Here is a 21,461-nt window from a genome sequence, read left to right on the forward strand (position 1 = left end):
ATTACCGTGTCTTGCGCCGGACGGGCATAGGGCCAGGACATCGCATTGAAGTTTTCATATGCCACGGCAGGACCAGGGCCGCCACAAGGTCGAACGGCCCTTTTCCAGCGTGACCGGCTACGCTCAGACGGCTTTCTGCAAGCCGACAGCCGTACGCGGCATGCCTACGAAACCGGGCAAGGCCTCGATCCGCGCCAGCCACTCACGGACATGGAGATAGTCGTCCAGCGACACATTGCCCTCAGGCGCATGGGAGATGTAAGAATAGCCGGCGACATCGGCGATGGTAGGCGCATCGCCCGCCAGCCAGGCGCTGCTGCTCAAATGTTGATCGATGACTTTCAACAGATTGTGGGATCGGGCGATCACATCCTCGGCGTTATAAGGTGCACCGAACACCGTGATCAGGCGCGCCGTGGCGGGTCCCGCATGGATTGGCCCGGCTGCTACCGACAACCAACGCTGCACCCGGGCGGCACCCAGCGGATCGCTCGGAAGCCAACGGCCCTTGCCATATTTTTGCGCCAGATACACCAGGATGGCGTTGGAGTCGGCCAATATCACGCCGTTGTCGTCAATCACCGGTACCTGGCCAAATGGGTTGATGGCGAGGAAATCCGCCTGTTTGTGCGCGCCCTTGGCCAGATCGACGAAAACCACCTCGACCGGCAGTTCGAGCAGCGAAAGCATCAGTTGAACACGGTGGGCATGTCCGGAAAGCGGGAAGTGATAAAGCTTGATAGGGTTCATGGTCGACTCCGCTGGAAATGACGCCGTCAGCAGAACGGCATCGATGGCGTCATCTTCCCTCTCGTTTGAAAACTAGAGAATCACCCGTAAACGCAATCCATTATTTCCTTCAGCGAAACAATGCATCAGCCCCTCAAGGCCGGGTGTCTGCGCAGGGCGTTGACCGTGAAATCGACAAAACTGCGGACCCGCGCCGGGGCGTTGCGCCCCCCGTGGTACAGCACATGAATCGGCAGGGGCGGCAGTTCGAAATCGGCCAGGACGATTTCCAGCTCCCCATTGGCGATCGCGCCCGCTACTTGATAAGACAGGACTCGCGTCATGCCCAACCCTTGGCTGGCGGCGGTAATGGCCGCCTGGTTGGCTGTGACCACCAGCCGGGGCACCGGTCGAACCGCCAATGTTTGTCCGGCGTCGACAAAGGTCCAGTTTCTGATCTGGCCGATGGCCGAAGAGGCCACCACCAGCGAACGCTCCAGCTCTTGCGGATGCCGGGGCCGACCATGCTGAGCGAAGAACGCGGGAGAGCCGCAGACGACCTGCCGCACTTCGCCGACGCGGACGGCATGCTGGTTGCTGTCGGGCAGCTCGCCAATGCGCACGGCGATGTCTACGCCCTCCTCGACCATGCTGACATTCCGGTCCAACAGCAAGGCATTGACGCTGACCTCGGGATACTGTTGCAGGTACTCCACCAGCAACGGCGTGACGAACAACTGACCGAACAGCACCGGTGCGGTAATCGTCAGTTGCCCTCTGGGCTGGGCATGGCTGCCGGCCGCCGAATCCTCGGCTTCCTGCAGATCGCCCAGAATCCGCCGACAGTCCTCCAGAAAGCGCTGGCCGGCTTCGCTCAGGTACACGTTGCGAGTGGTGCGAACCAGCAGCGGTGTGCCGATGCGTTGCTCCAACGCTGCCACCGCACGGGTCACGCTGGCCGCCGACAGGCCCAGGCGCCGCGACGCCGCCGAAAAACCCGACTCCTGGGCAACAGCGATAAACACCTGCATTTCCTGAAACCTGTCCATCCATCCCCCGATGAGAAATCCTGATACAAGTTTTTCAAACACCGCAAAGCCATGCTGCACGGCCATTGTAGGCCCTGGGCAAACGAACCGTAGCGTGGCGCCCCGGTTGCATTTGATCAGGCTTGTTACCATCGCGCCCATCATTACCGTTTTATGACTAATAAACAGCACAGAGGCCTGTGGGAGCGAACCTGCTCACGATAGCGCTGGATCAGTCGCCGTCCCTTATTACTGATCTCCAGCTATCGCGAGCAGGCTCGCTCCCACAGGGTGTGTGCCTGGTTCCAGACTCCGTACAAGGCCTGTTTTCGTGAACGTTTTCAACCGTGGATCGACCCATTCCCTTGCCCCCTTGATAACGTTGGCCGGCCTGGTCCTGATCGTTCCCCTCGTCCTGCGTCTCACACTGGGTTGGTCCGATCCGTTGGGTTACCTGTCCGACCTGGGCATTGGCGGGTTGCTGCTCGCACTGCTTTACCGCCGTCCCCTCTGGCTGACCTTGCCGGTGTTGCTGGCCTGGACCGCACTGACGCTGGCCAACATCGAGCTGATCAGCGCCGTGGGACGCATGCCCAACCCCTCGGACCTGCATTACCTGACCGATCCGCAATTCGTCGAAAACTCCAGCAGCGGCGGCTTCGCCCATCCCTGGTTGGCCGCGCTGCAACTGACAGCGCTGACGCTCTGGCTGATGCTCCAGAGGTCAGGCCGCTCACGCCGTGCACCGCCCTTGCCGAGCCACGCCTGGGCGTTGCCGGCGCTGCTCCTGTTAATCCACAGCACCGTACAATCCTGGCGTCCCACCGAGGCGGACCAGTGGAATGTGTTCAATCTACCCCATCAACTCGCCACGGCAGCAGTCGCAACCGGACAGGACCGGATCCAGCACTGGCTTGAAGGCGATGCGGGCGTCCAGGTACCGCCAATGGAAGGCCTTACCCAGCTGGACCTTGATGGAGGGAAACTACTGGCCGCGCCGGGCCAGGCGCGCAACGTGCTGCTCATCACACTGGAAGGCATCCCCGGCGCGTATATCAGAGCCAACCGTCAGGCCTTGAAAGCCGGCTACCCGGAAAACCCCATGCCGCGCCTCAGCGCCTGGGCCGAGCGTGGCATGAACACACCCGACTACGTCCTGCACAGCCACCAGACCATCCGCGGCCTGTACTCGATGTTGTGCGGCGACTACGACAAGCTCGACGACGGCACGCCCAAGGGCGTCGAAATGCTCAACCAGACCCAGCGCAACCTGGCCTGCCTGCCGGCTCAGTTGCGTGAGCATGGCTTTGCCACGCATTTCCTCCAGGGCGCGGGCCTGCGGTTCATGGCCAAGGACCGAATCATGCCCCATATCGGTTTCGACAAGACTCTGGGCATGGAGTGGTTCACCCAACCCGCTTACCTGGAATTTCCCTGGGGCAAGGACGACAAAACCTTCTTCGAAGGCGCGCTGGACTACGTCGGGCAACTGCAGCAAACGAACAAGCCCTGGATGCTCACCCTGCTGACCGTGGGCACGCACCAGCCCTACTCCGCCCCGGATGATTACCTGCAGCGCCATGACACCGCCAAACAGGCCGCCGTGGCTTATCTCGACGATGCGCTGGATAACTTCCTCATCGGCCTGGAACGCCAGGGCATCCTGAAAGACACCTTGGTGGTGATCACCTCGGACGAGTCCCATGGCATCGATGATGTACGCCTGGCGTCCTCCTGGGGGTTCAACCTGACGCTGGCGCCGGAACCCTTGCCGCGTATCAAGTCGGGAACCTACGGTCACGTCGACCTGACCGCCTCGATCCTCGACTATTTCGCTTTCCCGGTGCCTGCGTCGCTGTCCGGCCGCTCGATGTTCAGAGACTACACGACGGGCCGGGAAATCATGTCGTTCACCAATGGCATGCTGCGCTACCACGACGGCAAGGGCACGTTCACTGAATGCGATTTCCTGCAGCGTTGCCGTTATTACGCCAGCGAAGGTTTCATCACCGACCGGGCGACTTACGGCGGGCACTACAGCGGCCAGCGGGCCAGGCTCGTCAGCGCACGGGCAACGGCCCTGGACCAGACCCTGCTGCGCACGCCGCTGAACCAGCATTATCAGTTCGGCAGTACCGAGAAGATTCCACTCCCAGCCCAGGTGTCCAACGACTGGACCGACAACCTGATCGGCGCCCAATACCTGGAAATGCCCAAGGGCTCACGGACCCGCGTCAGTCTGAGCATCCGAGCCATCGAGGCGGACCATACGGCCTACATTTCCCTCAAGGCCAAGGAGTTCGAGCGGGATGTGCCCATGGAACTGCCGACCGATGTGGCGGTGACGCCCGAACAACCGCTGGTGATGAATATCCATTTCGATAACCCGCAGACGCGCAAGGCGTTCTCCTTCCATTTGCTGGGCCATGGGACTGGCGCCATCGAGATCAGCGACTTCAGCGTCGTGACCGAGCTGCCGGACCAGATGGACCAACCCGAATACCTGGACGATATGCAGGACGACAGCCAGGCCCAGTCCAGTTGAACAAAAAACGCGCAGCCGTTGCAGACGGCTGCGCGTTTGTTTTGGGCTTGGCCTGACCACCCACGACGCAGAATCATCGGAGTCGATCGCTGCGCTTCACTACTTATCCACAGGGCATCGCTTCGCCAGCCGGAGCTACTTGCCAACTGGTACTGAGGATAATGCGCGTAGCGTTTCGTTGAATCGGCACCAGATGGTGCAGCGTGGTACCGGACTTGAGGAAATACACATCACCCTTGAGGTGGGGACAGGCCTTGCCAGGATCGTCCAGGCTGTATTCCCAAACGTGCAAGTCATCCTTGTTGCCGTTGCTATAGGGCACGCATTGCAGGACGTCGCCGCCCTCCGGGTCTTCAGGCGCCTCGACGATCCAGACCAGGGTGTAGGGATAATCGCCCCAATGCCAGCCATGGGTATCGTCGGGATGATTCAGCCTGCTGATCAGGTACTGACCGTGATCCTGGCAGGACACCAGCTCTTCCCCTGCGATACTGCCGAGGAAGCGGCGTAGCGACTCGGAATGATAAAGCGCCGGAACCACGGCTCCGCCTTCGGCGATCTGCGCTTGCGGGATCACATGGATTTTGCGGTGGGGATCATGGATAAACAGGACGGTCGCTTCGTGACCCACTGAATATTCATTGAGCAGCCCATGCACTTCGGTATGAAGCTCTTCCCACATCTCGCCAGGTAGAAATGAAAAATCCTTGAAGTGGAAATAGCCATCCCGATGAAACGCGTTACGGACCTGCTTCATCCGGATTTCATTGTTCAGGAAATCCTGGAAGTGCCTGGAAAGTTGCTGCGCCACATTTACCAAGAGCGGATCTGCTTTTCGATTACTCATTCATTGCTCCATCCATGGTCCGATTGTAGGACGATAGAGCGGTTCGCTACAGTGCAGCAGACGACAACAAACGGTAGTTTTACGCCAAATGCCATTGGCCTTTTGCCAAAGGCCTCGCTGGAACAGGAACGCCTGACCGGGCCGGGAGCTGAAACTAATCCAGCAACCGATGCAACTTGGCGTACTGCAACAGCATGATGGTCTTGCCGTCGCAGATTTCCCCCCGCTCGATCATGCCCAGGGCCTGGTCGAGCGGCAGCTCCAGCACCTCGATTTCCTCGCCCTCATCTTCCAACCCGCCGCCTGCATGCCGTTTGTCTTCGTCGAAATACTCGCCGACGAAAAAATGTAGCCGCTCCGTCACCGAACCCGGGCTCATGAAGGCTTCGAAGACCTTGCGCACGTCCTGGATGACGTAGCCGGTTTCTTCCTGGGTTTCCTTGCGGATGCAGGTGTGTGGATCGTCGTTGTCCAGCAGGCCGGCGCAGGTTTCGATCAGCAGGTCATCGTGCCCGTTGACGAAGGCCGGGAAGCGGAATTGCCGGGTCAGCACCACGGTCTGCTTGGCCTTGCTGTACAGCAGGATTGTCGCGCCGTTGCCGCGGTCATAGGTCTCGCGGGTCAACTCCTGCCACTGGCCATTGCGGCCGAGGTAATCATAGGTGGTCTTGCGCAGCACGTACCAATTGTCCGAGAGCACTTCGACGTTCTTGATGCGTACGCGTTCTTTGATACCGGTTGTCTGGGTCATTCATCCCACTCCATTCGAGACCAGGGTTCCATCTGGAAGTCTGCCCACGCTTGCTTGATGTCGTTCACCGTACTGCCGGAACGCGAGGCAATGCTCGTTTGTGAGCCGTCTTGCTGTAGGCGCGCTCGATGATCTGCCGCGTTTGAGGCGACACTTCTTCGCCCATGAGATACGCGTCGATCTCCATGTAACTGCAGCCATACGCCACCTCATCCAACCGACCGGGCGCCAGGTCTTCCAGATCGGCGGTCGGCGCCTTGCGCACCAGGTGCGCCGGTGCGCCCATGGCGTCAGCCAACAACCGCACCTGGGTCTTCGTCAGCCCGGACAGCGGCGCCAAGTCGCATGCGCCGTCACCGAACTTGGTGAAAAAACCCATCACCGCCTCGGCGCCATGGTCGGTACCGACCACCAGGCCATTGCTCATATTGGCGATGGCATATTGGGCTAGCATCCGTGCCCGGGCCTTGGCGTTGCCTTTGACAAAATCGGTAAGCTCGGCCGAAGGCTGCAAGCCGTCGATCGCGATAGTGGCCATCAGTCCATCCACACACGCGGCAATGTTGCTCGTAGTGATCAAGTCCGGTTGGATGAAGTCCAGGGATGCCTGGGCGTCCTGCTCATCTGCCTGGGCCTTGTAAGGCAGTCGCACGGCGATAAAACGCGCCTCGTAATCCTCACCTCGCAGTTGTTCCACCGCCAGCTGGCACAGGCGCCCGGCTGTGAGCGAGTCGACGCCGCCGCTGATACCGAGCACCAGCGACATGCAACCCGACTCGCGTAGAACCTGCTTGATAAACCCAACGCGACGGTCAATCTCGATGCGCTCACCGCCCTGTTTGAGTTGGCGATCGATGCCCAGTTCCCGGGCAATGCGTTCTTGCTGAAGTGAAGTCATATCAGGCTCCCAGCTGTGGATTGATCAGGGCGACGTTGAACACTTGGGCGGCATAGCGAAGGAACGAAGCATCTTCACAGACGTTCTTGATCGGGTCATCGGAGAACTTCACCACCGGCTCGCCGTGGACACGCACCAGTTTCATGACAATGCTCAGCGGTTCGACTCCTTCGACATCGCAGGCCAGACTGGTGCCCATGCCAAAACCGAACTTGGCCTTGCCACGGACATGACGCAGGATCGGCAAGCATTTTTCGAAGTTGAGGCCGTCGGAGAACATCAGGTCCTTGGTCCGTGGGTCGACACCCAATTCGTGGTAACGCCCCAGCACCTTGTCAGCCCAGGCAATAGGGTCACCTGAATCCTGGCGCAGCCCGTCGTAGAGCTTGGCGAAATACAGGTCGAAATCCTTGAGGAAGAAATCGGTGCTGATGCAATCCGTCAGCGCAATACCGAGCCGGCCACGGTACTCGCGCACCCAGTTCTCCAGGGCCGCGTTCTGACTCTCGCGCAAGCGCCCGAGTTGCTGATGGACCATCAGCCACTGGTGAGCCATCGTGCCGATCAGCGGGAGGTCGAACTCATAAGCCAGGTGCGCGTTACTGGTGCCGACAAACACGCCGGGAAAATCACTGCGCATGATATTCACCACTTCACGTTGCGCCCGGAAGGACAGCCGACGGCGGGTGGAAAAGTCGGAAACGCGGAACTCGGCAAGTTCTTCACGACTGGCGTTTTTCTCCAGCCATTCGAATTTCTGGTACAGCTTGCGGGTAACGTCGGCCAGCTCGACTTCGGGGTACTTCTCGCGGTTGCGCAGCTCGCTGACCATCGCCAGTACCGGCTGCTCGAACATGATGCAGTGCAGCATCGGACCGCGGACGCGGATGTGCAGTTGGCCGTCGACCTCCGACACGTGGATATAGCGCAGATTGAAGCGAAACAGCCCCAGGAATTGTTCGAAGTCCGGCGTCAGGTATTCGCGGAAACGCTTGTTGAACAGAAACCTTTGCTCGCCCTCGCGCAACTGCAATCCGGCAAGCTTTTCCAGCTCCACACGAATGTCCGGGATCAGGTGGCCGAGCCGCTCTCTGGAACGCACGATGAACTGATACTCCACCTCCACGTTCGGGTGCTGGTGCAAGACTGCCTGCATCATGGTGAAGGTGTAGTAGTCGGTATCCAGAAGGCTCTGGATGACACCGCTGCTTGAATCGAATGCGCTGTCCATGTTTGCTCCTTACTCGCCTGCCAGGCGGATGGTTTCTTCGCGGGTCCTGGCCACCCAGACCCCCGCTCGTTGCAGGTCCTGAATGGCTTGCGTGGCGCCCTCCTCGCTGATGGCCCGACAGGCCGGCAGGTGAACGATCACCTTGAAGCCGGCGGCAGCCAGTTGCAGGGCAGTGGTCTTGACGCAGAAATCCAGCGCCAGCCCACCGACAAGGACTTGCTCCACAGCCAGACTTTTCAGGTACTCGATCACCCCGGTGGACAGCTTGCCGTGCAGGTCGTGGTAACAGGCGCCGTACGGGTGCAAATCCGGCTCGACACCCTTCCAGACGAAATAGTCGTAGTCGTACGGCGTCGGCAATTCGTCCAGCAAGGTGAAACCTTCGGTGCCGGGGACACAGTGGCTGACCCAAGTGATGTCGGCGTGCTCGAGCCCGGTCGGTGCGAGCATCTGTGAGTGCTCGGCGACCACCCATGGCGCTTGAGGCGAATGGGCATCCTTGCTGCCGACGCGCAGGCTGGCCAGGGAGGCGATGAAATTCAGTTCACCGCCAATCTGCTCGCCACCCGGTACTGGCAGCTCATCGGGGCAAAGCGGTGTAAAGCTCTTTTGCGCATCGACATCGAAGGAAGCCGTCTTACGGTTCAGGCTGTTCATGCTGGTTTCTCCTGTTCACGGCGACGAGAGTACATAACGTGTACTTTAATGACAAGGCGCTGTGAAAAAGAATTTCGCTTGAAGCCCTATTAATGCTAAATGCAAAGCAAACGGACCCACGAAACTTCGCCAAACAAGATTTTGATGATAGGGTACATGTTGTGTACCCAAAGAGAATAAGCCATGTTCGAACTGGCCTTGTATGGCGGCGCCTTCAATCCCCCTCATGCCGGTCACGCCCAGATGATGATCCAGGCGTCATTCCAGGCCAGGCGCGTGCTGGTCGCCCCAAGCTTCCGGCATCCCTACGGCAAGCGGATGGTTGATTATGAAGTTCGCCAGAAATGGCTGGAGGCGATCGTCGAGCGCGTTCAGCCATTGTGCGGCGCGCAAGTGCATGCAAGCCGGGTCGAGCAAGTCGTGGCGCGTGGCGTTGAAGGCCCCATCTACAGTTACACCCTGCTTGCCCACCTCGCCGACAGCCTGGCCTTGGACAGCAAGCGGATAGCGCTAGTGGTGGGTCAGGATGTCGCGGATCTGTTACCGACCTTCTATCGCGGCCAGGAATTGCTGGAGCGCTTTTCCATCCTTTGTGTGGAAGAAACGATTCATGTACGCAGCACGCTGGTACGCGAACGGCTGGCCTTGGGCAAGCCGCTTCCCAGCGACTGGATGGCTCCCGGCATGAACCCGTTAAACTATGATCTTTACGCTACCCACGGAAATCGACATGCCAACTAGCACCGCCCCCGCGCGCGATTATCTGCACACCATCGACCTCTGTGTGTTGCGCTTCAACCGGGAAGCCCAGGCCATTGAAATCCTCCTGAACCGCCGGGAAGCCGAGCCGTTCGCCGGCCATTGGGCGCTGCCCGGGATCGTGGTGAACGGAGGGGTCGAAGATCTTACGCTGAACGACGCCGTGGAGCGCCTGCGCAACTCGAACAAAGTGGGCATGCCGCTGGCCTGGATCGAACAGGTCGGCACCGTCGGCGACGCGTTCCGCGATCCACGCTGCTGGTCATCGTCGACGTTCTACCTGGCCATCGTCAGCGACACGCCCCCCCTCGCCGAACACCAGGGCTTCTTTACGCTCAAGGACGTCGCGGACGCCACGATAAAGCTTCCTTTCGACCACAACAGCCTGGTGGCTGCCGTGCAGGAGCGGCTGTTTTCCAAAGCGCTCTACAGCAGCCTGCCCCTGATGTTCCTTGGTCCGGAGTTCAGCGCGCCGGAAGCGGTGGGGATTTTCTCCCTGGTGCTCGAACGTCCGGTGCTCAAGACCAGCATGCGCCAGCGCCTGTTGAAGATGACCGAGGCGGGCTACCTGCAGGAAACCGGCCGCAAGAAAAGCGGCGACGGCGGCCGCCCGCAACGCACGGTGGAAAACCTCAAGCCGGGCAACGTGTACCTGTTTGACCGGTGTTTCCTGGAGTGATGTTCAGTCTGGGGTCTCGATAAGCGCGCATCCGCGCCACTCGATGCCATAAAAATTCCTACGATTGCCCATCATCTTTTCTAGTTCGACAAAACCTGCCCACTCGTCAAATCTTCGCCCAACCCTGGCGGGGACTCATAAAAACAAGACCTGACGAGCGTGCTTCATGGGCATCAGTATGAAATTCGGCCACAAGATCCTTCTCGGTGCCTGTGTCATCTCGGTGGCAGTATTCCTGTCGTTCTCACTGCTCAATGACCATCGACAACAAGCCAGTACCCGCGAAGCGCTGCACAGCAGCTTGCAAACCACTGGCAAGCTGCTTGGCGCCAACCTCGACAATTGGCTGGCTGGCCGGCTCCTGCTGATCGAGGGCGCGGCCGAAACCATTGCTGCCGACCCCACTCCGGCTACCGTCAGCAAGATGCTCTCCCAGGACATCATCACCAAGACCTTTATCGCCAGCTATGTCGGCTTCCAGGACAGCCGTTTCTTCATTTATCCCGAGCGGGTGATGCCCGATGGCTACGATGTCCGTCAGCGCCAGTGGTACAAGGAGGCGGCTGCGTCCCTCAGCCCGGTGCTGACCGAACCCTACATCGGCGCCGGCATCGATTATCTGATCATGACCGAGGCGGTGCCGATCAAGATCAACGGCAAGGCAGCCGGCGTATTTGGCGCGAGCCTGAGCCTGGAAAAGCTCGCCAGCATCGTCAACTCCGTCGATCTCAATGGCATCGGCTATGCCTTCCTGGTCAGTGACGACGGCAAGATCCTGGTGCATCCGGACAGCGCCTTGGTCACCAAGACACTGGCCCAAGCGTTCCCGGAAGGCGCTCCGGGTATCAACGACAACCTGAATGAAGTACAGGAAAACGGCAGTACTCGGATCGTTACATTCACGCCGATCAACGGCCTGCCGTCATTGCACTGGTCCATCGGCTTGTCGGTGGACAAGGACAAGGCCTACGCCGCGCTCCATGAGTTTCGCACCTCGGCCCTGATCGCCACGCTGATCGCGGTGCTGATTACCATTGTCTTGCTCGGTCTGTTGATCAACGCCCTGATGCGGCCTTTACGCCACATGGGCCTGGCCATGCAATCCATTGCCGATGGCGAAGGCGATCTGACCCAACGTCTGCAGAGCCTGTCCCAGGACGAGTTTGGCGTAATGGCCGGCGGGTTCAACCGCTTCGTCGAACGCATCCAGCACTCGATACGCGAAGTGCTGACGTCCAGCAGCCAACTCACCCAATTGGCCGCGCAGGTCAGCCAGGCATCGCACTCGTCGCTGAAAAGCTCCGACACCCAGGCGGCGTTGACCCACAACATCGCCACGGCCATCAACGAGCTGGGCGCCGCCGCCCAGGAGATCGCCCGGAGCGCCGCCCACGCGTCAAACCGCGCCTCGGATACCAAGAACCAGACCCAGGAAGGTCAGCAGGTGGTGGAGCGCAGCATCAGTGCCATGGCGCAGCTCTCATCCCAAGTGATCAATACCCGTCAGGACATCGAAAGCCTGAACGAGAAGACGCTGAAAATCGGCCGTATCCTCGACGTGATCAAGGGCATTTCCGACCAGACCAACCTGCTGGCCCTGAATGCCGCCATCGAGGCCGCCCGTGCCGGGGATGCGGGACGTGGCTTTGCGGTGGTCTCGGACGAAGTACGCACCCTCGCCCACCGCACCCAAGAATCGGCGCAGGAGATCCACCACATGATCGAAGAATTACAAGCCGGTGCCGGCAGCGCCGTCAACGCCATGCTGGAAAGCCAGCGCCACAGCGACACCAACGTCAGTACCGCCAGGCTTGCCGGTGAAAGGCTCAATCAGGTGCTGCTGGGCATTGGCGAGATCGACGAGATCAACCTGTCCATGGCCACCGCCACCGAAGAACAAACTTCGGTGGTGGACAATCTGGATCGCGACATCAGCCACATCAATGACCTGAACCAGAAGACCGTCGGCAATCTGCAATCCACTTTGCAGGCGTGCAATGAACTGGAGAAGCAGTCGATCCGCCTGCAGCAGTTGGTCAACACCTTCAAGATCTGAAGGTGATGATCCAGAACTGAATTTAGAGAATTAAAACTGTCGCGGGAGCATCACGGTTTTCACGCCTGCAGCCTCGTTGAGAGGAATCGCAAAACTGTCGCAATAGATCAAAACGCCAGCTAGGGTTGATACCCTAGAGAACTAAAACTGTCGCCGCCAGCACAGACGCTACTTTGCAGCTAGCTGGCGACATACCCTCAGTCTGCCTCGGGGCATCTGATCAAGTAAAAGAGCCAAATTCTCACTTGAGAGCCTGCGAATTTGGAAAGCCCTGATCTTGTTGGCTTGCCCGTCACGGACGTATGGCCGATCATCAAGCACCTCAGCCCAGTCGGGGTAATGGGCTGTACTGCCCTCGGGAAGTTGGGCTGCAGCTCAGGGCGGCAACGACTGAAGAGGTTCCGTAGATAGGCGGTATCTAAGGATGCCTGTCGAGCCAAAAGCGACGCTGGATAACGTCAGCGATACGTTGACAATTCAAGGAAAAGCAGCGACCTCCGAGCCGCAGTTACAGGGAGTGGAAGTATGCAAATAGTCGAAAAAACTCTGGGAAAAGTCATCGCCTCGATCCCGTTGATCTTGGCTTCGATTGGTGCCTGGGCATCTGAGTTTCGGTAAAGGGCAGAGCGTATCTTCAGTCTAGATGCTGGGGCAATTTAAGACAGAGGCCTCCTTATATTTCAGATGCCTATGCGAGACGGGTGAGTTAAATGTTTGAAGGGTACGGAAAAGTTTCATTAGCTGTTGGGGCGGCATTGGGTATGGTGGGATCGGTATTTTTATCGCTAATCGTTCTTTCATTCTTTCCAACGGCTGAGTCAATACTTCCAGCTAGAACATATGAATTCATAAAAGACATATTGGGGCCTGTTGCAGCTGGCTTCGGCGGGGCAATAGCTGGGGTCTTAACATCTCATCATATTCAAACAAAAGTTGAGGCGATAAAAGCGGAATCACAAGCATTAGCTGAAGCAAAAAAAGCGGAGGCGGAAGCGTTATCAGTGGAGCGTACTGCAGCAGTTAATAAGGTTAGCGACTATAATAAGGGCATCGGAATTTTAATATCAAAATACAGGGATATTGCCACAATCAAAAGGCAGGTTGTAATGACGAGCAAAAATGATCCCCTTAGATTTTTAACTATGCCTATTTCTCAAGATATCCCCGAGAATCAACTTAGAGCCTCCGATCATCTTGGCAACTTACTGATTGAGCAAGGTATGGGGGAGGTGCTTTCAAAATTGATGGTCCTAGAGCAAAAATACGTCGCTGCAATGTATGGTGTGCGCGAAAGAAATAGGACGGTTCTTCCTTATCGTGCTGAGTTTGACGCTGCTTTGCCCCGGGATCAATTTAGGCGCAGCGCAGGTCTGAGCGATGTTATATGGGTGCATGGCTGCACAAGACTGCTTAGATTGTACAGTTTTAGCGAGGGATTTATCTCTATGATAGATGATTCGCTCATAAGCTTCGATAATATCCTGAATGAGCTTAAGATAACATTTTCTGGCAAGTTTAAGTTTCCAGATTTGAATATCATAGCTTATCAGAATGATGGGACAGCACTGGAACCAACACCACCGCCATTTTATAAGACGGTAGATGAATTGGCGTTCGCTATAGGGGATGATTATTCTCGGTTTCTAGCCAGACGTGATTGGCGTGCCTGTCGGGGTGGCTATACTGCTGAGGCCGTAAAAAATACTTTCGGGGATGAATCATGATGGTTTTATTATAATTTTAGAAGCAAATTTTTTTGTGTTTTCTTCCGGTTAAAGCTATGTATCGAATGGTTATAGAAATATCTAAAATATAAAGCGATAAATTCCGTCTAATCACTTCACGACTGAAGGGCGCGACAGGTTTTTAGAACCAACTAAGGAAACTCCGAGCAAGTTAGTCAGAGTGCGCAATGAGCAGCGCACCGAGACACCAGGCATTATTTGATGCATCGGTACAACTGAATTCGACTGCACCAGTTCAACGATGGGCTGGCCCCGGCTCAGGCCGAGAAAACACTCAACGTCGTGTCCGGGATTAGTTGACCACTACACAGCACACAAAACCGACAAAGTCAGAGCCTGGTTTGCAGCGCGCCCACGCTACAACATCCACTTCACGCCCAATTCGGCTTCTTGGCTGAATTTGGCCGAGCGCTTTTTATAAACATTGAGCGAGAAATGGATCAAGCGACAGGCACATGTAAGCGTCAAAGATCTAGAAGCTTCGATTGAGCACTACCTGGAAACGTACAACCAAAATCCGAAGCTATTCGGTAGCACAAAAAAGCAGAGGACATTCTCTGCCTCAGTCGCTCGTGCAGCACGAGCGCCGGGGCCATGATTTTTTCGGCACTTCTGAAACACCACGTTTGGGAGTTGGCTGGCATCTGGAACCTGGCACCAGATGAAAACGCCTTCGCGCGCCGAAGTGACATATAACCTCTATTCCCTGTTAAATACCCGGTACATCATCCATTGCGCAACGATCGCCGACCCTAAGCGAGAAAAGCCTTGCCAGTCAAGACGCTGAAAATCCATAACGTTTTTTTCCTTGAAGCAAGCAAGCTCACGGTACTTGCGCTGACCTCGGAATATTCGGTTGAACTGAGCAACAACCCACAAAGCGGACAAGCCAGTGAAATCAAAATCAGCCGAAGCACCGAAAAACACCCGGGCGTGTCACTTAACCTCGCCTCCTTCACCACCCTGTTCGGTGAGAACGGCAGCGGAAAAACCGACCTGCTCCTGACGTTGTGCCAGGGGCTGGCGGCATGGACGCCCAAGTCCCGGCTCAGCCTGTTGTGGGAAGACGAGCACGGGCTGAAACTGGCCCGTAGCGACTCTCTGAAGAAGGTCCCGGTGCAGTCCCCCTTCGAGGGGATCGTTCATAAGAAAGCACCGACAATCACCACTGCGTTCTATACCACCTCGCCTTTCGAGAGCCTGCGAAGAGCCCGACTGAAAGCCCGTGGCGTACTCGACATAAGCCCTCGCTTCGGTAGCCAGGTCAGCTTCGATGCACCCTCGACCTTCCTCGCCTATGAGTTGTTGAGAAACAGGGCGCCGTTCGTTGCCAATGCCAAGGTAGAAATAAAGGCGAGCATACCCGACCTTTTCTCCCTGCTGAAAACCTACAGTTTCCCATCGGTAAGGAAGGAGATTTCACAGTCACCCTCCTGGCGCAACAACAGCGTCAAGGCCGCAAGTCGCGCGCTCGACCAGGAAGAGCGATTCGCGCTCAGCTTCATAATTCTCGACAGTGCCGAGAACGATACCGCCGGTGAGTTGTACAGCTTTACCGATGAACTGCGGGAAATGCTCTACAACCATTCGGCCTCAGCTACGCAGCCTAGTGCCGACACGTGGGCAAAGTTTTCCTACCTCGCTATCACCAATACAAACCTGAGAAAAAGGTATCAGGAAGCGTTTAATGGCTATCAGTTGATTTGCGCGCTATTCGAAGATAATGAAAGCTGGCGTCGTACTGCCAAGATTTCCTTCCTGGACGAAAAGATCGGCAACTTGATCCGCGGCAACGCGGGATTGGTCGCAAAGCTGACGAAACTGGGTTTTTTGCGCTGGTCGTTTCATGAACTCAGTTCAGGCCAGGCGAGCATGATGTCGCTGTACTGCTCACTGGCAATGACACTGGGCGCGCTCGAAAAGGACAGCGACGCCTCCGCCCTCCTGCTGTGCATCGACGAAGGGGAAATGTTCATGCACCCGCGCTGGCAACGAGAATACATTTCCCACCTGCTGGAGTTCATCCATACCTTCCCCGGTGCCGCCAGCAAGCTCCACCTGCTGGTGTCCACGCACTCGCTCATCGTCGCTGCTGACTCGCCGCCCGGCAGGCTGTTCGACCTGAAGGAAAAGCGCCTGAAAAACGCGTTCGGCTACAGCCCGAAGCAGACCCTCTCTGGTGTATTCAACGTCGAGGAGTTTAGCGGAGACTACAGCGCAGGGCTCATAGCCAAAATCTCCGCCACGTTGAAATCCAAGCACCCGACGGACGAACAGCTCAGAGAAGCCCTGCAGATTGCCAGAAGCCTTTCCAATGACGATGTCAGGGAGCAGGTAGAGCAGCGCCTTCATCAGCATCTGGAGAACCTGAATGCTCAAGACTAAGGCGCTCGACAGCGCTACCCTCGACCTTCACCGGAAGGTTCTGGGCGCCCGCTTCGACTCTGCGCTGAATCTCTGGGCGAAGCCATACGGCAATGACTTTCCCGCTTTCACCAGCGACATTGTCGACCTATTGAAAAAGCACCGTGACGTGCTGCTGGTAGGCACTCCGAGCGAGCTATGGAGAGTTATCCAGGAAGTAGACGACGTGGATGCCAACTTCAAGAAGTACCTGGAAGATCGCCCAAAAAGGAATTCAAAAAACAAGTATAACGATTCCTTCCAGAAGCTGATCACCCAAATAGCATCGCTTTTCGACTACTCAATGTTCATTCAAAAAAAGGATGACTGGAATGCCTACGCACTTGTAAAAAAACACGGGCTCCGCATCTGCCCGTATTGCCAGCTACAGCATGTCAACTACCACAACGCAAATGAAAAAGGCTCCCTGACACTCCGCCCGCCACTTGACCACTACCTTCCCAAGTCGCGCTACCCTTATCTCGCGGTATCGATCCAGAACCTCGTACCCTCGTGCCATCAGTGCAACTCCAGCGTAAAACTCGATAATTGCCCTAGTAAAACGCTGCCTAATCCATTCGATCCGGCGACAACGTCCCAGATGTCCTTCGAGACGAAGTTTTCAAGCATAGACATTCGCCATCTTAAGGAGGACGACATCGAACTCGAGGTCAAGGGCAACACGCCAGAATGGGATGACTTCGCCAACTTTTTCCGCCTGCCCGAACGCTATCAGTGGTACAAGCCGGAAATTCACGACATGGTCGGCCGCGCAGCCGATTTCAGCGAATACGACGATAACCTCAAGTCCCTCCTGAACCGTCCACGCTACATCCTGGGGTTCCAACAGCCTCATGCCACGACACGCGCATTGGGTATGTGCTTGCTGGCAATCGCCGAGTCCAACGCTTGGTTCAAAAACAGCTGAGATTATCCTGCCCAGAATTCGAACAGGCGCCCCACGTCTCCCTCAAATAGACCCTCATGCTGCGCGTGCTCCACAGAGAGCCATAAGCGTGGCGTCCCGGGTGGCTACTTAACGAGTTAGCTGGTTTACTCTGCCAAATCGATAAGATGGCCCTGGCCGAGGGGCTTTCAGGTCGTGCATAGGGACGTTCATGCCCATTACACTCCCTGTGTTGATGGCGAAAGGTTTCCTAATTTCCGGCAACCGGGCTCACACACCAAGAATCCTGGCACCCAGCATCAGCAGTGTGTGTAGTGGTCAACTAATCTCGGACATCACGTTAAGTTCTTCCTCGGCCACAGCGGGCGTCAGCTCGCTGTTCGTTGATGGGTATTTGGAAGCGTCTGGCTGGAAGCAAGCAGATCAGGGCTAATGCCCTTCGGGCCCATCAAACGACTGCTCTGCCAAGCTCTTCACCTCTCCGGCTCGGAAGCTTCTCGGTATCGATGCGTTTCCGACACGAAATCGATAAATGCCACTGCTGCGGCAACCGCAAGCCGAGCATGCCTGGGCTGCAGCCCGCGATGTTGGCCATCCTTGCCATGGCCGGTACCGTACAAACCTCGCAACTGCGTGAGATTGTTGGTCAACTGAGTGAGGTTGCGGAGAATATTCTTGATGTTTTCCGCGCCCTTAGCTGCCTCACTGACTCCGTCGGGAACCAACTGCAATGCTTTGGTAACCTTTTTCGTCAGATTGCCTAGATCATCGGCCTTGGTGAACGGAATTTCTCGTTTCGTGAGAATGGACTTGCAGCAGCTTTCCACCAGTTCTTTGGCTGTCCCGATCGCCAATTCGGGGTCTGAATCGACGGCATACTCCAGACGTTCAATTTGCTTCGCCATCCATCCGGCGCTCAGCGCCTCGACAACAACTCTCCCTCGCATGACCGACCTAGTTGCGTTCGCTTCTGTCGGAGCGCTGCTTATCAACCGGTAGGAAAAGCGTGGGCGGCCGGCGATTTGCTGCTCCTGGTACAACTCCCAGCCGGCGTTCTGGAGTTGATCGTTGAAATGCTCAACGAGCTTAATCGCTTCTTCTCGTTGGGGGCGAACTACGGGGTGCACCGTTTCGCAGAGAAACCGGAGAAATGCCTCAGCGCTCCCACCGAGGAGGTTGAATCGGGAGTCGCTGAAGACCCAGTCATCGTCCCAGTCATCATTGTTATAGCGATGTTGCCAAATGTCGCCGACGGCGTCTTTGTAGCGACTGTCCGTGGAAGGAAGGGTTTCAAGCTCATACAGCCGACTCAGAAACTCAACATCATTAAGCTCCCCATACCACTTCACGTTCTCTAGACGTAGGCCATCCGTGATGTTTTGCCGCACCGATTTCGGTAGGTTGGAAGACTTCCCGGAGCGCCAATCCACGTGATACTCACGTGCAGGCACGATCAGCGCCGAGTACGCGTCGCTTTGCTCGTGCTCAGTTACCGTCCTTAGCGCGGTTGTGATCCTTTCCTGGAGCTGGACCCGTCTGACCCCGAGCTTGGCGTACTCCAAAGCAGGAATGATGAAGTGGATTTCCCAATAGTTGATTCCGCCATTCCAGTTGTCGTTGCCCGTCAGTTCCGCATTCGCAGGATGACCGCGGACTACCTCCGCCGCCTCATCAGCACCCTCTGCGCGGAGAACCGCGTATACCGTCGCTAAAAGCGGCTCAATTTCGGTTTGCTCCATACCGCACCCCAATTCAGATAACTGAGAGTCATCGTAGCTAGCAGGACGGGCCATCTGCCATCAAAACTAGATATATTGCTGAAAATGCTAAACCTGAGCTATGCCCAGCGAACCTGGGGCCAGTCACATGTCTTTCACTTTCAAATTCAGTGAGAAAGACTTTGAAAAAATTCACCACCAACGCCCGTTTTAGAGACGAAAAGATTTCGTTCTACCTAAGAACGTAGGGATTCATTTTGCTGAATATGCAGCAACATCAGGAGACTCGATAAGGCTAGCGGAATGGTCGTGGGAGGAAGGGGAAGATAAAAAGCCTGGCAGGGGCCGGGTCGACTGGTCTCACCGGCTCCTGCGACAGGTTTAAATCTCTTGCGACAGCTTTAATTCTCTAAAATCATAGGACTGGTTACCAACAACATAGTTTGACACAGCCCCTCAAGTAAACCGGGGGCTGTAGGATGATCCGGGATCCACACAACAGCAACATAGATTGACACAGGCGCGTCACATTTCAAATACGGCGCTCGATTGGTAACAACATAGATTGACACAACAGCGTCGGCGTTCATTCATGCCGAAACGCTATGCGAGCGCGACTTGGCACTTACCCGTTTGGAATAGAGTTTTTCAGCACAGGCTTAGTGCGGTGTCTAAATCTGTGCGCAACCTTCGACCGGCCCCCATTAGCACGTAAACGGTGTTTTTTGTTAGAAACAAGCAGTCGTGGATGAAGGAAACACCCAGTGTCGTTTTGACCCAATCACCAGGTGCGAAGCGGCCTTTACTGTCTTGGATAACGGTCGAAGCGTAAACGAGAGCAGGAATTAGCTCTCTATCCGTAATGGCTTTCCGCTGACTTGTTGTGACGGCGAGATCCAATATCGCCCAATCAGTAACAAGACAATAGGCACGGGAAGGGAAATGCAGGCGGGCGAGCGCTACAGCATCTGGGGTGGTGAGTTCGCATCCGTCTATTTTCTCACCATCAGAAAGCACTGAAATATAATCTGCCAAATTCATGACTACCTCCTGCCGATCAAAAAACCGATTCGAACGAGAAGCTCAAAATGACATGCCCTCCGACACTTGAATCAGCATTTCTTCGACTAGATGTGTGCCAAAGGTTGTAGCGACCATCGATGACGGACTTTCTCCCAAAAAGCGGGCTTTGGGTTTGGATAGCCAGTGTTTGGCCTTAACTTTGTCACCGAAGATCACCTCGGCCATGGCGGTAATATGTACAAACCGGAAAAGGCGATCGCTCTCAGGCAGCGTTAAAAGATGATTGGCTGACAATCTTGTTTTTAGGGTTTTGGGTTGAATGATTCTGTCGCGCTCTTCGTCGCTTAAGGTTCCATCATCACAAAGCATTTTGATCAGGCTGACCGAGAAGCCAGCTACTATCATGTCGTGAATGTCCAGATCCGAGGCATTGACAGAGATATGAAGAAGCCTCTCCAGACGCATGCGATATGCATGATAGACATCCTGACGCAGGACGCCAGAAACCATGGGCCGCACTGATGTTGCGTTTTGCACGGGCGTTAGCACTAATGTGCCATTCGCTACCGTTAGCTCCAGGTCGTCCCCAATACCTAACCTCATTTGGTCAAGCAACTCTTGAGGCAGATCGATGATGATGTCGCCAGTGCCGTCCTCAGTTTTTTGGCACTTGACTATCCAACGCTCGTTTTCACTCATGATCGTCCGGCCCTCATCCGCCATCAGAATGACACACATCATTATGCTTGGGCGCAGAGCTGACCAAAGGAATCGGCGATCCGCTGACCGACAGGCACTGCCGCTGCTCGAACGCCGGATAGCGAGTGAAAGGGCAAAAATGGGTCAACGGCAATACCTGCCTTTCCACCTTCACATGGCTAAGCCTGAGCGTGATCAGGTAACTACACGAAAGGATATGACATGCACCCTGATGAGCTTTATGTTTCCGTCGATGTCGAGACGTCTGGGCCTATACCAGGCGAATACAGTCTGCTTTCCATTGGAGCTTGTCTTGTAGCCCAACCTGAAACGTCCATCTATCTTGAACTACGACCTGACAGTCCGAAACACGACCCCGAAGCGCTGGCAGTATCGGGGCTGAGTTTGGAGAAGCTGGAGCGCGATGGCCTCGCTCCGCAACAGGCGATGCTGGCATTTGATAAGTGGCTGAAATCGTCCTGCAAAACGGGGCAAAAGGTCATTTTCGTAGGACTCAATGCACCGTTTGACTGGTCATTCGTCAACTATTACTTCCACAAATACTTGGATACCAACCCCTTTGGTTTTACCGCTATCGACATGAAGGCCTACTTCATGGGAGCTGTAGGTTGCAGCTGGCAGGAAACAAAATCATCCAAGATGACCGCTGCGCTGAAGCCACTCAGCGAACCGAACCATAACGCATTGGATGATGCTCGCTTTCAGGCAGAGCTCTTCGCGCTGATGCTGGCGGGTAAAGGTAACCGCTGACGTGCCTGCCATGGC

The 21,461-nt window shown here is 56.2% G+C and carries 18 protein-coding genes and 2 pseudogenes; 10 read left to right on the forward strand and 10 right to left on the reverse strand.

Translation table 11 applies throughout. From position 1 onward, the window contains the following. Nucleotides 1–123 precede the first annotated feature (123 nt). Entirely contained in the window at nucleotides 124–750 is a 627-nt protein-coding gene (locus N005_RS26675; RefSeq protein WP_047703907.1) for a glutathione S-transferase family protein, read from the reverse strand. 125 nt (nucleotides 751–875) lie between these two features. Continuing rightward, nucleotides 876–1,778 (reverse strand): LysR family transcriptional regulator, encoded by a 903-nt coding sequence (locus tag N005_RS26680; protein ID WP_047703908.1) that lies wholly within the window; start codon nucleotides 1,776–1,778, stop codon nucleotides 876–878. 310 nt (nucleotides 1,779–2,088) lie between these two features. Here N005_RS26680 and N005_RS26685 point away from each other — a divergent pair, with 310 nt between their 5' ends. After that, a complete protein-coding gene (locus N005_RS26685; protein ID WP_047703909.1) occupies nucleotides 2,089–4,302 on the forward strand; it encodes an LTA synthase family protein in 2,214 nt (737 codons plus the stop codon). Between the two features lie 103 nt (nucleotides 4,303–4,405). On the opposite strand, the gene N005_RS26690 is transcribed toward N005_RS26685, so the two are convergent. From N005_RS26690 to N005_RS26710, 5 genes are all read right to left on the reverse strand, one after another. After that, entirely contained in the window at nucleotides 4,406–5,149 is a 744-nt protein-coding gene (locus N005_RS26690) for a HalD/BesD family halogenase (protein ID WP_047703910.1), read from the reverse strand. 154 nt (nucleotides 5,150–5,303) lie between these two features. Beyond that, nucleotides 5,304–5,900 (reverse strand): GDP-mannose pyrophosphatase NudK, encoded by a 597-nt coding sequence (nudK, locus tag N005_RS26695; protein WP_047703911.1) that lies wholly within the window; start codon nucleotides 5,898–5,900, stop codon nucleotides 5,304–5,306. Between the two features lie 64 nt (nucleotides 5,901–5,964). Continuing rightward, entirely contained in the window at nucleotides 5,965–6,798 is an 834-nt protein-coding gene (nadE, locus tag N005_RS26700; RefSeq protein ID WP_047703912.1) for an ammonia-dependent NAD(+) synthetase, read from the reverse strand. A 1-nt stretch (nucleotide 6,799) separates the two neighbouring features. Next, the gene (pncB, locus tag N005_RS26705) at nucleotides 6,800–8,029 is read right to left on the reverse strand and encodes a nicotinate phosphoribosyltransferase (protein WP_047703913.1); all 1,230 of its coding nucleotides are present in this window, start codon (nucleotides 8,027–8,029) and stop codon (nucleotides 6,800–6,802) included. 9 nt (nucleotides 8,030–8,038) lie between these two features. Continuing rightward, a complete protein-coding gene (locus N005_RS26710; RefSeq protein ID WP_047703914.1) occupies nucleotides 8,039–8,686 on the reverse strand; it encodes a nicotinamidase in 648 nt (215 codons plus the stop codon). Between the two features lie 183 nt (nucleotides 8,687–8,869). Between N005_RS26710 and N005_RS26715 the strand changes: the two genes are divergently transcribed. The 8 genes and pseudogenes from N005_RS26715 to N005_RS27880 all read left to right on the forward strand — a co-directional run bounded on the left by N005_RS26715 (nucleotide 8,870) and on the right by N005_RS27880 (nucleotide 17,256). After that, the gene (locus tag N005_RS26715; protein WP_047703915.1) at nucleotides 8,870–9,427 is read left to right on the forward strand and encodes an adenylyltransferase/cytidyltransferase family protein; all 558 of its coding nucleotides are present in this window, start codon (nucleotides 8,870–8,872) and stop codon (nucleotides 9,425–9,427) included. Next, complete coding sequence (locus tag N005_RS26720; RefSeq protein WP_047703916.1) at nucleotides 9,417–10,124, forward strand: NUDIX hydrolase; 708 nt, start codon at nucleotides 9,417–9,419, stop codon at nucleotides 10,122–10,124. Before N005_RS26715 ends, N005_RS26720 begins: the two co-directional genes overlap by 11 nt. Nucleotides 10,125–10,290: 166 nt before the next feature. Further along, the gene (locus tag N005_RS26725; RefSeq protein ID WP_047703917.1) at nucleotides 10,291–12,180 is read left to right on the forward strand and encodes a methyl-accepting chemotaxis protein; all 1,890 of its coding nucleotides are present in this window, start codon (nucleotides 10,291–10,293) and stop codon (nucleotides 12,178–12,180) included. Between the two features lie 710 nt (nucleotides 12,181–12,890). Continuing rightward, nucleotides 12,891–13,904: a hypothetical protein gene (locus N005_RS29275; RefSeq protein ID WP_144402729.1), complete on the forward strand. Its 1,014-nt coding sequence runs from the start codon at nucleotides 12,891–12,893 to the stop codon at nucleotides 13,902–13,904. Nucleotides 13,905–14,099: 195 nt separating this feature from the next. Next, nucleotides 14,100–14,225 (forward strand): annotated as a pseudogene (locus N005_RS30075) (IS3 family transposase); the annotation flags it as partial. A 4-nt stretch (nucleotides 14,226–14,229) separates the two neighbouring features. After that, nucleotides 14,230–14,523 (forward strand): annotated as a pseudogene (locus N005_RS28525) (transposase); the annotation flags it as partial. A 170-nt stretch (nucleotides 14,524–14,693) separates the two neighbouring features. Further along, nucleotides 14,694–16,310, forward strand: coding sequence for an ATP-binding protein (locus N005_RS26735; protein ID WP_047703919.1), 1,617 nt, complete (start codon nucleotides 14,694–14,696; stop codon nucleotides 16,308–16,310). Then, nucleotides 16,297–17,256, forward strand: a complete 960-nt coding sequence (locus N005_RS27880; protein WP_052126479.1) for a hypothetical protein — start codon at nucleotides 16,297–16,299, stop codon at nucleotides 17,254–17,256. The genes N005_RS26735 and N005_RS27880 overlap by 14 nt, the downstream gene beginning before the upstream one ends. A gap of 452 nt (nucleotides 17,257–17,708) precedes the next feature. Here N005_RS27880 and N005_RS26745 read toward each other — a convergent pair whose 3' ends face one another. The 3 genes from N005_RS26745 to N005_RS26755 form a co-directional block, all read right to left on the reverse strand. Next, nucleotides 17,709–18,974, reverse strand: coding sequence for an abortive infection family protein (locus N005_RS26745; RefSeq protein ID WP_047704181.1), 1,266 nt, complete (start codon nucleotides 18,972–18,974; stop codon nucleotides 17,709–17,711). Between the two features lie 627 nt (nucleotides 18,975–19,601). After that, nucleotides 19,602–19,994, reverse strand: coding sequence for a DUF6957 family protein (locus N005_RS26750; protein ID WP_047703920.1), 393 nt, complete (start codon nucleotides 19,992–19,994; stop codon nucleotides 19,602–19,604). A gap of 42 nt (nucleotides 19,995–20,036) precedes the next feature. Further along, nucleotides 20,037–20,675: an antitoxin Xre/MbcA/ParS toxin-binding domain-containing protein gene (locus tag N005_RS26755; protein WP_231983253.1), complete on the reverse strand. Its 639-nt coding sequence runs from the start codon at nucleotides 20,673–20,675 to the stop codon at nucleotides 20,037–20,039. 222 nt (nucleotides 20,676–20,897) lie between these two features. Between N005_RS26755 and N005_RS26760 the strand changes: the two genes are divergently transcribed. Continuing rightward, complete coding sequence (locus N005_RS26760; protein ID WP_024014889.1) at nucleotides 20,898–21,446, forward strand: 3'-5' exonuclease; 549 nt, start codon at nucleotides 20,898–20,900, stop codon at nucleotides 21,444–21,446. Nucleotides 21,447–21,461: the final 15 nt, after the last annotated feature.

The organism is Pseudomonas mediterranea CFBP 5447 (assembly GCF_000774145.1).
Lineage (GTDB): Bacteria > Pseudomonadota > Gammaproteobacteria > Pseudomonadales > Pseudomonadaceae > Aquipseudomonas > Aquipseudomonas mediterranea.

Excerpts from the sequence above, each read along its gene's own strand:
- N005_RS26675 (WP_047703907.1), bottom strand. The coding sequence starts at position 750 with ATGAACCCTATCAAGCTTTATCACTTCCCGCTTTCCGGACATGCCCAC.
- N005_RS26680 (WP_047703908.1), bottom strand. The coding sequence starts at position 1,778 with ATGGACAGGTTTCAGGAAATGCAGGTGTTTATCGCTGTTGCCCAGGAG.
- N005_RS26690 (WP_047703910.1), bottom strand. The coding sequence starts at position 5,149 with ATGAGTAATCGAAAAGCAGATCCGCTCTTGGTAAATGTGGCGCAGCAA.
- nudK (WP_047703911.1), bottom strand. The coding sequence starts at position 5,900 with ATGACCCAGACAACCGGTATCAAAGAACGCGTACGCATCAAGAACGTC.
- nadE (WP_047703912.1), bottom strand. The coding sequence starts at position 6,798 with ATGACTTCACTTCAGCAAGAACGCATTGCCCGGGAACTGGGCATCGAT.
- pncB (WP_047703913.1), bottom strand. The coding sequence starts at position 8,029 with ATGGACAGCGCATTCGATTCAAGCAGCGGTGTCATCCAGAGCCTTCTG.
- N005_RS26710 (WP_047703914.1), bottom strand. The coding sequence starts at position 8,686 with ATGAACAGCCTGAACCGTAAGACGGCTTCCTTCGATGTCGATGCGCAA.
- N005_RS26715 (WP_047703915.1), top strand. The coding sequence starts at position 8,870 with ATGTTCGAACTGGCCTTGTATGGCGGCGCCTTCAATCCCCCTCATGCC.
- N005_RS26720 (WP_047703916.1), top strand. The coding sequence starts at position 9,417 with ATGCCAACTAGCACCGCCCCCGCGCGCGATTATCTGCACACCATCGAC.
- N005_RS26725 (WP_047703917.1), top strand. The coding sequence starts at position 10,291 with ATGGGCATCAGTATGAAATTCGGCCACAAGATCCTTCTCGGTGCCTGT.
- N005_RS29275 (WP_144402729.1), top strand. The coding sequence starts at position 12,891 with ATGTTTGAAGGGTACGGAAAAGTTTCATTAGCTGTTGGGGCGGCATTG.
- N005_RS27880 (WP_052126479.1), top strand. The coding sequence starts at position 16,297 with ATGCTCAAGACTAAGGCGCTCGACAGCGCTACCCTCGACCTTCACCGG.
- N005_RS26745 (WP_047704181.1), bottom strand. The coding sequence starts at position 18,974 with ATGGAGCAAACCGAAATTGAGCCGCTTTTAGCGACGGTATACGCGGTT.
- N005_RS26750 (WP_047703920.1), bottom strand. The coding sequence starts at position 19,994 with ATGAATTTGGCAGATTATATTTCAGTGCTTTCTGATGGTGAGAAAATA.
- N005_RS26755 (WP_231983253.1), bottom strand. The coding sequence starts at position 20,675 with ATGAGTGAAAACGAGCGTTGGATAGTCAAGTGCCAAAAAACTGAGGAC.
- N005_RS26760 (WP_024014889.1), top strand. The coding sequence starts at position 20,898 with ATGCACCCTGATGAGCTTTATGTTTCCGTCGATGTCGAGACGTCTGGG.